Raw genomic sequence first — 12,170 nt, 5'->3', positions numbered from 1 at the left:
TTCGCGTCAGCTGTCCGCAGGAATGCCCCCGGCCGCGATGATGGCCTCATGCGTGTCGACGTCGATCAGCGCCGCGTCGCCAATCTCAACCTCAATCACCGGCAGCCCGGAGGCTTTGATCAGGTCGCGGGCGCCGATGTCGCCCTTCAGCCGCAGAACGGCATCGTTCAGCGACCGCGGCAGGATAACGGGATTTCCGTGCTTGCCCTGCGAGACGGCACGAACGATCGATGCGCCCTTGCCATGTTGAAAGGCCGTAATCAGCCGGTTGAGATCGCTGCTGGTCACATCCGGCATGTCCGCGAGCATGACCAGGACACCGTCAACACCATTCGCCCCGGCAGCAACAAAGCCTGTCACCAGGGAGCTTGCCATCCCGGACGCGTAATCCGGATTTGCGACGATGTTCAATTGCATATCGGAGAGTGCCTTGCGGATGTCGTCTTGGCGATGGCCAACGACCACAGTGACGGATTCAGCATGGCTATTAATCGCAATCAACGCCGAACGGCGGACGAGCGGCATCCCGTCAAAATCGGCCAGCAGCTTGTGGCCGCCGTTCGGGCCCATGCGCGTCGCCATACCGGCACCCAGAAGTACGATCGCCACCACTATTGGCTTCACCGCGACTTCTCCTCCAAGGGCATGGCATCGGCCGCGTCTGGATCTCCGGGCGCCCGCCACCCATTTGAATATATCATCTTCATCGGGACTCTCACCCGCCAGAATGCGCAGGCTCATCGATCTTCGAAGGATGAACCGCTTGCGGAATGAATCTGAACGTCGCGATCATCGTACCGATGCCAACCCCTGCATGGTCGGCTAGGCAGGCGAAGGCAATCGCCGGCTCGATGGCATTGAGCCCGTCGGCCGCTGCTTTGTCGATCGCGAATATACCCTTGACGCTCGAGTGGACGTTGACCCGGTCCGTCGTCACCTTGGACAACCTAATATCTTCAATCGCGATTGATTGTCCCAGCATCCAGGCGCCCTGGTCTTCTCCCACATCATCCATGTTCATGCGCGCATCCGTTACGTGGCGAAGCTCAACCTGCTTCGGCCGTGCGAGGTCGCAGTCTTTCAGAACATGGCCTTTCGAGAAAGTGCCTTCGGGCAACCTCAGCGAACGAGCAAGCACATGCCAGTTAGCGTCGTCGATGGATAACTGACCGAATTTCACCGTGCTCCATCCCCAGATAACGAAAGAGGGCGCGACCGCAGTGCTTGAATGACTTCGCCCAGTATCGCCACGGCGATCTCCGCCGGATTGGAAGCCCCGATATCGAGCCCGATCGGAGCATGAATGGCTGAAAGCGCATCGGGGGTGAAACCTTCCAACGCAAGCCTGTCGGTCCTCGCAGCATGCGTCTTTCTGCTGCCGAGCGCGCCGATGTAGAAGCAGCCCGTCCGCAACGCCTCCGCCAGCGCAAGATCATCGATCGTCGGATCATGGGTGAGTGCAACCAACGCGGTGTAACGGTCGAGCGGATCGAGCAGAAAAGCATCGGCGGGCCAGTCGGTGGAGAGCGGCACACCAGGGAAGCGCTCGCTAGTCGCAAAGGCCGTCCGGGGATCAATGATGCGCACATCGAAACCGGCAAGCCCTGCTAACTGCGTCAGATACTGGCCAATGTGCACGGCGCCGATAATGGCGATACGCGGCGCAGGGAGATAGACGTTCAAGAATCCTCTGCCCTCGGCTGCATCGAAGGCCATCGAGCGGCCGGAGCGAAAAGCATCTTCGATCAAATCTGCGATCGGCCCGTCAAGCGGATCACCCTCTAGAACGATGCGTTCGGTATGACTGTCAAGATCAGCCAGCAGAATCGCAGCGATCCGTTTGCGTCGCGCAGCGTTTAGACGTTGCAGGCTGGCACGCTGCATCAGTCGAGCCTTTCGACATAAACGCGGATACGCCCGCCACAGGAAAGTCCAACGCGCCAGGCGGTCTCGTCAGTGACGCCGAACTCTAGCATCTGCGCCGTGCCACCGGCAATCACATCGAGCGCGGCCGTGACGACCGCACCTTCGACGCAGCCGCCGGAAACCGAGCCTTCGAAATTGCCATCTGCGTCGACGACCAGATGGCTGCCGACCGGACGTGGAGCCGAGCCCCAGGTTTCGATGACCGTTGCGATGGCAACGGCGCGACTTTCATCTATCCATATCTCGGCCGTCAATAGCGGATCGTTTGGATGTGATGCAGTTGTCATTCCAGCGAATCTTCCACGCAAGTGTCGTTCAAGCTCGCGAAGACCAGGGCGATATCCGCCTCCCTGACGCTATCGCCGACGTACCAGCTCAGAGTGTCATAAAAGCCGAGGAAAGAGCCCTTTGTCTTCGCGAGAAGCGCCGTGGCTTCCGCACTGGAGATCGAAAGCGTGGCGACAATGAAGTCAATCAGAGCGGCCTCGGCCTTCGGATGGGCAAATATCAGCGCCGGTGGAGAGTTGGGCAAAATTACGGGCAGTCCTGGACGTTCCGGCCGGCATGGTAGAAAGGCCTCCAGAAGGATCTCACGTGATGATGCACCCACTTCTATGACGAAAGCCTCCGCATCCAGCACCCATCCGGAGCGGACGGCGTCGAAGTACTGGAAGTCCCGCTCAACGAGGGTAAGGGGCACCGTCTTCGCCTCGCCGGGCTCCAGATACAGTTTGCAGAAGGCTTTGAGTTCACGGATCGGCCGTTTTAAGCCGGGTTTCACCGGGCGAACGTAGAGCTGAACGGTCTCCTTGCCCGCGACAGATCCAGTGTTGCGGATAGTAACGCTCGCAGTACAGGCCACGCCCGGAGCGACTTCCTGTATGTCGATCCTGAGATTCTCATAGCTGAAGGTCGTGTAGCTGAGACCGTGCCCGAAGGGAAACGCCGGGGCGATTGCCTTGAGATCGTAGAAGCGATAGCCGACGAAAACACCCTCGCTATAGAGATGGCGCCCATGCTCACCGGGATAGGTGTGCCAGCCGGGAATGTCCTGCATCCGCACGGGCATGCTGGCAGAGAGTTTGCCGCAGGGGTTCTGCTCGCCAAACAGAACGCGGGCAATCGCTTCGCCGCCGCCCTGCCCGGCGTAGAACGCAGCGAGCACGGAATCGACATCATTGAGCCACGGCATTTCGACGGCATCCGGCATCGAGAGCACCACGATTACCTTGCAACCGGATGCAGCCAGCGCATGAAGGAGGGCGTCGTGGGTGGCGGCCAGCTTCAATGTGTCGCGGTCGTTGCCCTCGCCGTGCCGGCTCTTCTCGTTTTCCGCAAACACCACTGTGAAATCGGCAGAAGACGCCGCCACGACGGTCGCCTCGATCAACGCCTGCATATTGACCTCTGCGGCAGAGGGGAATGGCAGATGCTGCACCTCGAAGTCGGCGCCTGCCCGCGCGGCAATCTGAACGAAGGGGCTGTCGACGCGATAGGGATTGGTCGTGGCCGAACCAGAACCTTGGATCACGGGAATGGTAGCGCCGTCACCAACGACGAGGAGCCGGCCGGTGCTATTCGGATCAAGCGGCAATGTCCTGCCTTCGTTGCGCAGCAAGACGATCGATTCCGCTGCAATCTCCCGCGACAGAGCGTGGTGCCGGTCGAGATCGATGACCGTGTCGCGCCGCTCATGCATCTTGCATTTGCGCACGAACGCCAGAACCTTAGCGCAGGCGGCATCGACCACCTCGGGCGCCAGATCACCAGCCTCGATCGCCGCCCGCAGGCGGGCCTTGCGTGGCTGGCTTTCCGGCATGTCGAGATCGGTCCCGGCAGCGAGCGCCGCACCACGGTCCCTAATTGCGTGCCAATCGGAGACGACCAGCCCGTCATAGCCCCATTCCTCGCGCAACACGGTGCTGAGCAACCATTGATTTTCTGCTGCTTGAATGCCGTTCAGCCGGTTGTAAGCGCTCATCACTGTCCAGGGGGCGCTCTTTCCGATCACTCGTTCGAAGCCCGCCAGATAGATTTCGCGAAGAGCCCGTTCGTCCACATCTGAGCTGGTCGTTGTCCGGTCGATCTCGGAATTGTTGCAGGCAAAATGCTTCAACGAGGCGCCGACGCCATTGTCTTGTAGGCCCGAGATGACGGCTGCGGCAATGTCCCCGCTGATGAGGGGGTCCTCGGAGTAGTATTCATAGGCGCGGCCGGCAAGCGGCGTGCGGCGGATATTGATGCCGGGCCCAAGTAGGAGATGAACGCCAAATTCCTGGCATTCCGCCGCCAGCGCCTCCCCCATGCGGTAGGCCAGATCGACATCCCAGGAACAGCCAAGCAGATTGCCGTTTGGAAAGCAGGTCGCAGGACGTGTCGCGCCGAACATGCCGCCTGATGCATCGGCCTGTTGGCCGACAACCGCCAGAAACGCCCGTAGGCTGTCTTCGTCATTGTCGCCGGCGTCGATCTGGGTTGTGGAGTAGCGAACGCCATGGGCACCATCGGTCATGACAATCGATGGAATGCCGAGCCGTGGGATCGATGCGGTTTTCCACAGCCCGCGTCCGCTCAGAAGATCAACCTTTTCGGCAACCGTCATCTGGCCGACAAGCGACTTGATTTCGTCTTCGCTGGGCTGAAACATGCTACTCTCTCGATTTCTAGAGACAATCGTGGTCTCTTATCAACAGATCTTCTGCAGGAGCTCCATCAGCATCATCCGCTCAGCAAGCGTCAGCGTGCTCAGCGTTTCCTGCGAGATTTGCAGTGCGACCGACAGGTTGCGGGCCACTGTCGCCTCGCCTTCCGGCGTCAGCGTCAGCACCAGCCGGCGTGCGTCGGTGGCGTCGGGTGCGGTGTGCACCAGCCCACGTTTTACAAGACGGTCGACGACGCCCTTGATGGTCGCCATATCCATGGCGGTCTCGCGGCCCAGGTTGCCCTGCGAGCAGGGCTGCAGGTCCTTCAGCCTGACGAGCGCCGCCCACTGGGTGGTGGTCAGTTTTTCAGCCATCAGGCTCGCAAAGATCGCCACGTGCCGCTGGTTGGCCTGGCGCAGGTAGAAGCCGATCTGCTCACCAAGCGTATACTGTACCTGCTGGCCCTGCGCCTCCGTCGCTACGGTCTTTTGTCGGCCGGCTTTTTCTTTGAACGGAACGTCCATCGGATCTCTCAAATCTGCCTGTTCCTCGTGATGCCCGGCAATGGCGCTGTCGAATTCACTCTCGCCGTAAATTTAGAATGACTTCTGTCGTCAGGATTTCAATCTGCTCAGAAAGCCTTGGCGCCAGGATCTCGATGACCATGGCATGAGCCTCCATGTCGCCGCTTGCCACCGCATCCTTGGCCAGAATGACCCGGTAGCCGGCGTCGACCGCATCGAGAAGGCTGGCGTAGACGCAGACGTCGGTCTCGACGCCCGAGAAAATCAGTGTGTCTGTTGCCGATCCTTGCAACCGGTTCAAAAAACCAGGCGCCCCAAAGACCGAGTAGGTCCTCTTGTCCACGATAGACCCTGGACCGGCGATCGCCGAAAGCGGCGCCACCAGATCCAGCATGGCGGCATCGAGCTCATCCAGCGTTACCGATGACCAGCGACGATAGTAGGTCTTCCAGCGACCCGTGGCATTTTCGGCACTTTGGGGCACCATGAAGCGCGCGAAGACAGTCTCAGCGGGCTGCGCTTTGCTGAGTGCCACCACATTGGGAAGAATGCCGGCAATGGCTGGCGTATACCACGCCGTCTCCTCGGCGAAGAGGCGCTGCATGTCGATGACGACATGCAGCGTATTCTTGGAGAGTGGCGCGGGTGTCATCATCAGTCGGCCACCGGGACGGTGTGTTCCGCGGCCCAAGTTAGGGAGATGGTGTCGCCATCGCTCAGGACCTTGCCATCGCGGTTCTGTGCAAACAGCTTCAGCGGCAGACCGTCTGCCGTCTCCAGCAGATAGGACAGCACGGGACCTGCGTAGATGACGGTGGTGATGCGCGCCGTCAGGCTGTTGCCATCCGTCGGACCCGATGCGATCGACATCTTCTCCGGGCGCACCGCGAGCGTAACGTTCGAGCCGCCTGATGGCAACGTGCCTGTTGTCCTGACCATCGTTCCATCGGCGAGACGAACGGCGCCGTTCTCCACCGTCCCGGTGAGGAAGTTGGAATCGCCGAGGAATTCGGCGGCAAAGCGCGTCAGCGGCCGTTCGTAGACGGTTTCCGGCTCGCCGATCTGAACAATACGGCCCTTGTCGAGGATCGCAACCTTGTCAGACAGCGTCAACGCCTCCTCCTGGTCGTGGGTGACGAAGATCGTCGTCAGCCCGCTTTCGCGCTGGATGCGCAACAGTTCGACCTGCATTTCCTGGCGAAGGCGGCGATCGAGCGCCGACAGCGGCTCGTCGAGGAGCAGCACGCTCGGCTTGATGACCATGGCGCGGGCCAGCGCGACGCGCTGCTGCTGGCCACCCGACAGCTGCTTGGGCATGCGATCGGCAAAGCCAGGCAAATGCACCATCTCAAGAGCGCGATCGACTTCCTTGCGGGCGGCGGCGCCCTTGATGCCCCGGCGTTCGAGACCGAAGGCGACGTTCTGGGCAATCGTCATATGCGGGAACAGTGCATAGGACTGGAACATCATGCCGATATTACGACCCCAGACCGGGATGCCGGTGACATCGTTGTTGCCGATCGTGATGACGCCCTGGTCGGGCTTGATGAAGCCCGCGATGATGCGCAGCAGCGTGGTCTTGCCGGAACCGGATGGGCCGAGAAGGCTGGTGAAGGAGCCTTCGGGGAACTCGGTGGTGATATCGGACAGGACCGGCGTCGTGCCGTAGGTCTTTGCGACGGAATTGACTTTAACGTTTGTCACTTGTGTCTCCGGGCTTGGCGAAGCGCGCAAAAATCAGGATGATCGTCATCGAGCCGAGCAGAAGCACCGTCGAGATCGCATTGATTTCAGGTGTAAAGCCCTTGCGGATTGAGGAGTAGATCTGCACCGGCAGCGTGGTGTAGCCGGGCGTTGCGAGGAAATAGGAAATCACGAACTGGTCGAGTGACACGGCGAAGGCGAAGAGCGCGGCGCCAAGGATACTCGGATAAAGCAAAGGCAGCGTCACCGAGAAGAAGGCGTGAACCGGTGTCGAACCAAGGCTCATGGCGGCTTCTTCGAGGTCGGCGCGGATCGTCTTGAAGCCCGTGCCGACGACCAGAACAACGTAGGGGATGGCAAGCGCGACGTGGCCGATCAACAGGGCATGCATACCGCGCCCGATACCGGTCCAATAGAAGAAGATCAGCATGGCTGTGCCGGTGATTAGCCAGGGAATGGCGATCGGCGGCAGCAGCATGAGTTGCAGGAGACTTCTGCCGCGAAAGGTCCGGCGCGACAGCGCGACGGACGCCATGGTCCCCAAAGCCGTCGCCAGAACCGCGGTGATACCGGCGATCACCAGGCTGTTAAGACCCGCCGTCAGAAGGATGCTGTTGTCCCAGAGCGCGTCGTACCATTGCAGCGAGAAATGGAATGGCAGCTCGTAAAGTGGCGAAGCGTTGAACCCCATCGCCATCATCACGAGAATGGGCGTGTAGAGGAAGATGAGGATGGCGATGAGATAGATTGGGCCGAGCGTTTTCATGATCCCTTCCTCAAGCGACCGTCCCACGGCGCAGGACACCAGAGAAGGTTGCGAAAATTGCGAGCACGACAGCCAGCAGCGTAAAGGACAACGACGCGCCCAAAGGCCAGTTGAAGGCCTGGGTGAACTGATCCTCGATCACCGTTCCCATGGTCACGCCGACACGACCGCCCAGAATGCGCGGTTCCATGAACGAACCGATGACTGGAATGAAGATCAAAACGGCGCCGGAGATCAGCCCGGGAGCCGCAAGCGGCACCAAAATCTTGACCAGGATGGTCCACCAGCGCGCGCCGAGGCTTGAAGCTGCCTCGATGATCGCGTCGTCGATGGCCACCAGCGCGATGTAGCAGGTCAGGATCATGTACGGCAGGTAGCCGTGAACAAGACCAACCACCACGGCATAGCGCGTGTAGAGAAAGCCAATAGAACCTGCGTCCGGAGCAATCATATGCAGCAGACTGTCGAGAAAGCCGTTTTCGCGAAGGACCATGGTCCACGAAAAGACACGCACGAGGCCATTGGTCCAGAACGGTAAGAGAATGAGGATCAACAACATCTCGCGGGTCTTGCCGAAGGTCGAGCGAACCAAAGCCACGGCCGCCAGAAAACCCAGAACCGCACAGAACAGCGTGGTCCAGAAGCCGATCAGCAGCGACGTGATGCCAATCCCGACCAGATAGGGCTGATCGATGAACGCGCGGTACTGCTTGAGCGTAAAAATGATCGGGGCTTTGCCCATCGGCGTCGCGGACATGAAGCTGAACACGAACATGGTCAGCAACGGCAGGAAAACGGCGAGCGTCAGCCACCCATAGGTCGGCAGCAGTAGCGCCGTGGTCGATATCCATGACGGGAGCGGGCGCCGGCTGCGCGGACCCGAAGGTCCGCGCTCTGACGCTGATATCAGGCGATCATTCTGCATAGAAGGCTTTCACTTCCTGCCAGACATTGTTGAAGGCTTCGCGGCGGTCGTCGGGAATGCCCGATACAAAGGACGTCGTCTTCAAGTATTCGGTCTTGTGCACCAGGCGGGTGAGATCGTCGGCGGGGAGTGCTGAAAGGGCTGCCGAATTCGACGAGGCGGGCGCCCCGATCTTGGTTGCCCATTCGACATAAAATGTCGGATCGATCATCCAGTTCACGAAAGCAAGAGCACCTTCTGGATTCGGAGCCGATGCCGGAACACCGAGACCATCGACCCAACCGACGCCGCCTTCCTTAGGCACTACGAACTGAACCGGAAGTTTGGAAACCCGCTTGGAGCGAACCGAACCGCCCGACCAGAACAGCGACAGGTCGAACTCCTTGGCGGCAAACGACTTGTTCCACTGGTCTTCCGTGGACCACAGCAACTTGACGTTCGGCTTGATCGACTTCAGCGCGGCCGTAACAGCAGCCAGATCCTTGGGATCGTTGATGTCTTGCCCGCTCATTAATGCGCCGACCCCGACGTTGATGATGGCGTCGTCGTCCATGGCAACGCGGCCCTTATAAGCCGGATCGGCGAGGGCGGCGTAGCTGTCGGGAACCGTCATGCCCTCGCGGATGGCAAGTGAGGTCATGCCCCAGACCCACGGGACGGCATAGCCTTTGCCGTCCTTGCTGAAGTTCGGGTTGGCGCGAAGGGTCTCGTCGACTGTTGAAGCGTTTGGAACCTTGCTGAAATCGATCGGCTGCAGGAGGTCTTCGGCAACTGCCTGGGCGCAACGCGCGGCGTTGAGGATAACAAGATCATAAGCACCCGGATTGGTCCGCAACTTGGTCAACATTTCCGATTCCGAGCTGTAGTAGTCGTGAACGACTGTGATGCCCGTCTTTTCGGTGAAAGCCTTCAGCGACCAGGCTTCGTCGGTGCCGTAACCCTGCCAGTTGAGGACCGTGATGGATCCGGCCGAAAAGGCTTTGCGCGGCAAGGTGGAGATGCTGACGCCAGCAATCAGTGCTGCGGACATCAACTTCATTGTATTGCGTCTGGTGAGTTCAGTCATTGTGGCACCCCTCTTGAAGATACACGGTTATGGACCATCGTGACCCGCGGTCGTCGACCTCAACGGATCGGCTAGCTTGACAACAAACAACGTGCCTAAGCGCGTTTATCGTTTGTATGCATACTAAAAACAGATGAGCACTGTCCGTGGGTGCTGACCTCTGAGCAAGGGTGAAGTGCGCGCTGCGACGCAGCGCATATCCCTTCCTTAAGCAGATCGCATCACTTCAAGGAGCGGCCGGCATGAATCCGCGGATCTCCTGCAGACTGTTCGTTCAACCCTCTGACTTTAGCATCAGTCTTTTGCTTTTATTTGTACACAAACTATTAGTGAGGAATCGAGGCCTGTCAAGCACTGGCTTGCTTAGTGAGCACGTGGCGATGAAAAATAGACGTCCAGCCAGAGGTCCTGAGCGTGTCCAGCAATCATGACGCGTATTCCGTCTTCGCCCGACAAATAGTTGATGTCCTGGCCATTGATACGGACGGCAAGAACATCGCCCAATGCCAAGCCTGGCAACTCGATGTAACCAGCCTCAGAGACGGGTGCAATCGTGCAGGCCACGCGCCCGTTGGCGAAGACGATGCGCGACAGCGTTGTCTGCAGATCTGTCTTCAAGGCTGCGTGACCGTTCAATGTCATCACTAGGGTTCCGGACTTGACCGTCAGCCCGAGCGCTCCAGACGGCGAGACCACTGGCCCGAGCACCAAATCCTGGCCAGCGTTGCGCACCGTCCAGCCCGTCCAGGGATCAAAGTCGACAATCTCGCCGGTAGCCATCAACGGCAGCATCGCAGCCCAGATGTAGAATGGGTCCGTGTCGCCCTGATCCATCGCCTCACCGGTCACTGCATTGTAGTTTTCAGACGCGACGCGATCATCGCGCCAGTTCTTCATGAACAGATCGTAGCTCTGGCTGGCGAGCTTGCTGGCTTCGGCAACAAAGCCGTAGCGGCGCAGGCCGAGCCAGACCATGTAGTTCACGTTCGGCCAGATGCGTCCGCGCCAGTAGACATTATCGGCGAAGGCAGGATCGTCGCGTGTTGCATTCGGAAGCACATAGTCGCCGCCGAAGGTGCTCTCGTCGCTAAGATGATGGAGCAGCCGAGCCGCCTGCGCGGGCGTCGCCGCACCGCAAAGAAGCGGATAGAAGCTGGTCGGAGATAGCGACTGCACGAAGCCACCGCGGCGCTGGCGATTGGCGAAGATGCCGCGGCTTTCGTCCCATAACGTTTGCGAGATGAGCGTACGGCTACGCTCGGCAAGGGCGGCGAATTCGCCCGCATCGTCACGCTTGCCGAGCACGGTGGCCATTTTCGACAGCATTTCGGCGTCGAGAGCCGCAGCGCAGTTGAGCCCCAGATCGAAGGTCGAGAGCGTACGGGTGATCGGATCGTAGAGCGCCTCGTCATGGGTCGCGGAGTTGTCCATGCCGGTTTCGTTGCGCGCGCCAAAGGCTGTGCCCTTGTAGAGGCCCTCGCCCACATCCGACGTTCCGCACGAGAGCAGACCGAAACGGTCCGGATCGCGATTCTCCTGCCACCAACGCCGATTGCGCACCAGCGCATCGTAGCTTGCCTGGATCATCGAACGTTCGCCGGTGCGCTGGTAGAGCTGCCAGACAACGAGCGCGCCAAACGGCAGTTGGCTGCGATCGACCCATGCATCGTTGGAAGTGACGATACAAGCGATATTGCCCTGCGGCGTCGCACCCGCCATTGCCGTTGCCATGTTTTCGCGCGCCAGGTCGGCGTCGAAACCGCCGGCGAGAAGCGCCGCAAAAATCTGGTCGTTGAACCAGACGGCAAATTTCCCGAGGTTCCAAATCCGCGTTACCGCCGTGTACGGACGCGCGTTGGTTTCGTCCCAAATGGTGTTCCATGCGACCACATCGCGCACGGCGTCGAGTGCACCATCGAATACGCCGGTATGCGCATTGGCAAAATCGGCGGATGCTCCAGCGGCCAGACACGCCTGCGCCTTGGCAATCGCAAGCTCCGCGCTGTCTGCGACGCCCGCAGCATAGGCCCCCTTGCGCATCATCTCGAGATTGAAGCGCAAGGCGATCACCGGCGCCTCGTTCTTGCGGCTGGCAGTGTAGAAGTAGCCGTTTTCCTCGAAGTCCGCCCGCAGCGCGTCGATCGTGTCGTGACCGGTCACGTGCACCGGCGACTCCGCTGTCGCGACCGCCACGTATCGCGTGCCGACCTTTAGCAGCGTGATGTTACGGCCCGCATCATGGACCGCCACTTCGCCGCCCTCGGACGAGATCGCCAGCGTCAGCCAGAAGCGCAGCCCCCACTCGCCCGACACCTTGCCGTTCCAGCTGCCGCGTATGGCGAAGGGATCAGTCTTCGTCGTCGAAAAGGCGACCGTCGAACCGCTGTGATCGGTCTCCAGCTCGATCAGCGAGCCGTCGATTGCGTGACGGCCAAGGCGAACTGTGTCACGCCGCGGCTCGATCGCGGAAGTCGTCTTGCTGCGGGTCGAGTACAGCACCGGCGTGATCCGCACGCCGAGCGGCAGGAAGACCATCTCGGCCGGCCGATTGGACCAGCTGTTCCAGGCTCGCATCAAGGGAATTGTCGAATGTTGTGGCATGATTCTGGGCTTCCGG

The 12,170-nt window shown here is 60.1% G+C and carries 12 protein-coding genes; all 12 read right to left on the bottom strand.

Features of this window, described 5'->3' with window-relative positions; genetic code table 11:
- Window positions 1-6: 6 nt before the first annotated feature.
- The 12 genes from NE851_RS01860 to NE851_RS01805 all read right to left on the bottom strand — a co-directional run bounded on the left by NE851_RS01860 (window position 7) and on the right by NE851_RS01805 (window position 12,154).
- Window positions 7-624 (bottom strand): nucleotidyltransferase family protein, encoded by a 618-nt coding sequence (locus tag NE851_RS01860; RefSeq protein ID WP_245433441.1) that lies wholly within the window; start codon window positions 622-624, stop codon window positions 7-9.
- A 91-nt stretch (window positions 625-715) separates the two neighbouring features.
- Window positions 716-1,180, bottom strand: a complete 465-nt coding sequence (locus NE851_RS01855; RefSeq protein ID WP_097544183.1) for a molybdopterin-binding domain-containing protein — start codon at window positions 1,178-1,180, stop codon at window positions 716-718.
- Window positions 1,177-1,884, bottom strand: a complete 708-nt coding sequence (locus tag NE851_RS01850) for an XdhC family protein (RefSeq protein WP_097544182.1) — start codon at window positions 1,882-1,884, stop codon at window positions 1,177-1,179. The genes NE851_RS01855 and NE851_RS01850 overlap by 4 nt, the downstream gene beginning before the upstream one ends.
- On the bottom strand, window positions 1,884-2,213 hold the full coding sequence (locus NE851_RS01845) for an XdhC family protein (protein WP_097544181.1): 330 nt from the start codon (window positions 2,211-2,213) through the stop codon (window positions 1,884-1,886). Before NE851_RS01845 ends, NE851_RS01850 begins: the two co-directional genes overlap by 1 nt.
- The gene (locus NE851_RS01840) at window positions 2,210-4,573 is read right to left on the bottom strand and encodes a beta-glucosidase family protein (protein WP_097544180.1); all 2,364 of its coding nucleotides are present in this window, start codon (window positions 4,571-4,573) and stop codon (window positions 2,210-2,212) included. Before NE851_RS01840 ends, NE851_RS01845 begins: the two co-directional genes overlap by 4 nt.
- A gap of 39 nt (window positions 4,574-4,612) precedes the next feature.
- Window positions 4,613-5,092, bottom strand: a complete 480-nt coding sequence (locus tag NE851_RS01835; protein WP_097544179.1) for a MarR family winged helix-turn-helix transcriptional regulator — start codon at window positions 5,090-5,092, stop codon at window positions 4,613-4,615.
- Window positions 5,093-5,147: 55 nt separating this feature from the next.
- Window positions 5,148-5,747 carry a cysteine hydrolase family protein gene (locus tag NE851_RS01830; RefSeq protein ID WP_097544178.1) on the bottom strand — a complete coding sequence of 200 codons (600 nt, stop codon included), beginning with the start codon at window positions 5,745-5,747 and terminating at the stop codon, window positions 5,148-5,150.
- Complete coding sequence (locus NE851_RS01825) at window positions 5,747-6,796, bottom strand: ABC transporter ATP-binding protein (protein WP_097544177.1); 1,050 nt, start codon at window positions 6,794-6,796, stop codon at window positions 5,747-5,749. Before NE851_RS01825 ends, NE851_RS01830 begins: the two co-directional genes overlap by 1 nt.
- On the bottom strand, window positions 6,783-7,562 hold the full coding sequence (locus NE851_RS01820) for an ABC transporter permease (RefSeq protein WP_097544176.1): 780 nt from the start codon (window positions 7,560-7,562) through the stop codon (window positions 6,783-6,785). The genes NE851_RS01825 and NE851_RS01820 overlap by 14 nt, the downstream gene beginning before the upstream one ends.
- A gap of 10 nt (window positions 7,563-7,572) precedes the next feature.
- On the bottom strand, window positions 7,573-8,487 hold the full coding sequence (locus tag NE851_RS01815) for an ABC transporter permease (protein WP_097544175.1): 915 nt from the start codon (window positions 8,485-8,487) through the stop codon (window positions 7,573-7,575).
- Window positions 8,477-9,553, bottom strand: a complete 1,077-nt coding sequence (locus tag NE851_RS01810) for an ABC transporter substrate-binding protein (protein WP_097544174.1) — start codon at window positions 9,551-9,553, stop codon at window positions 8,477-8,479. The genes NE851_RS01815 and NE851_RS01810 overlap by 11 nt, the downstream gene beginning before the upstream one ends.
- A gap of 363 nt (window positions 9,554-9,916) precedes the next feature.
- A complete protein-coding gene (locus NE851_RS01805; RefSeq protein WP_097544173.1) occupies window positions 9,917-12,154 on the bottom strand; it encodes an MGH1-like glycoside hydrolase domain-containing protein in 2,238 nt (745 codons plus the stop codon).
- Between the last annotated feature and the right edge of the window lie 16 nt (window positions 12,155-12,170).

The sequence above is a fragment of the Rhizobium anhuiense bv. trifolii genome (assembly GCF_024346605.1).
In the GTDB taxonomy this organism is placed as follows: domain Bacteria; phylum Pseudomonadota; class Alphaproteobacteria; order Rhizobiales; family Rhizobiaceae; genus Rhizobium; species Rhizobium anhuiense.
This window is presented reverse-complemented; position numbering and strand designations above follow the sequence as displayed.

Coding starts and splice junctions, on each gene's coding strand:
- NE851_RS01850 (WP_097544182.1), bottom strand. CDS start 1,884: ATGCAGCGTGCCAGCCTGCAACGTCTAAACGCTGCGCGACGCAAACGG.
- NE851_RS01845 (WP_097544181.1), bottom strand. CDS start 2,213: ATGACAACTGCATCACATCCAAACGATCCGCTATTGACGGCCGAGATA.
- NE851_RS01840 (WP_097544180.1), bottom strand. CDS start 4,573: ATGTTTCAGCCCAGCGAAGACGAAATCAAGTCGCTTGTCGGCCAGATG.
- NE851_RS01835 (WP_097544179.1), bottom strand. CDS start 5,092: ATGGACGTTCCGTTCAAAGAAAAAGCCGGCCGACAAAAGACCGTAGCG.
- NE851_RS01830 (WP_097544178.1), bottom strand. CDS start 5,747: ATGATGACACCCGCGCCACTCTCCAAGAATACGCTGCATGTCGTCATC.
- NE851_RS01820 (WP_097544176.1), bottom strand. CDS start 7,562: ATGAAAACGCTCGGCCCAATCTATCTCATCGCCATCCTCATCTTCCTC.
- NE851_RS01815 (WP_097544175.1), bottom strand. CDS start 8,487: ATGCAGAATGATCGCCTGATATCAGCGTCAGAGCGCGGACCTTCGGGT.
- NE851_RS01810 (WP_097544174.1), bottom strand. CDS start 9,553: ATGACTGAACTCACCAGACGCAATACAATGAAGTTGATGTCCGCAGCA.
- NE851_RS01805 (WP_097544173.1), bottom strand. CDS start 12,154: ATGCCACAACATTCGACAATTCCCTTGATGCGAGCCTGGAACAGCTGG.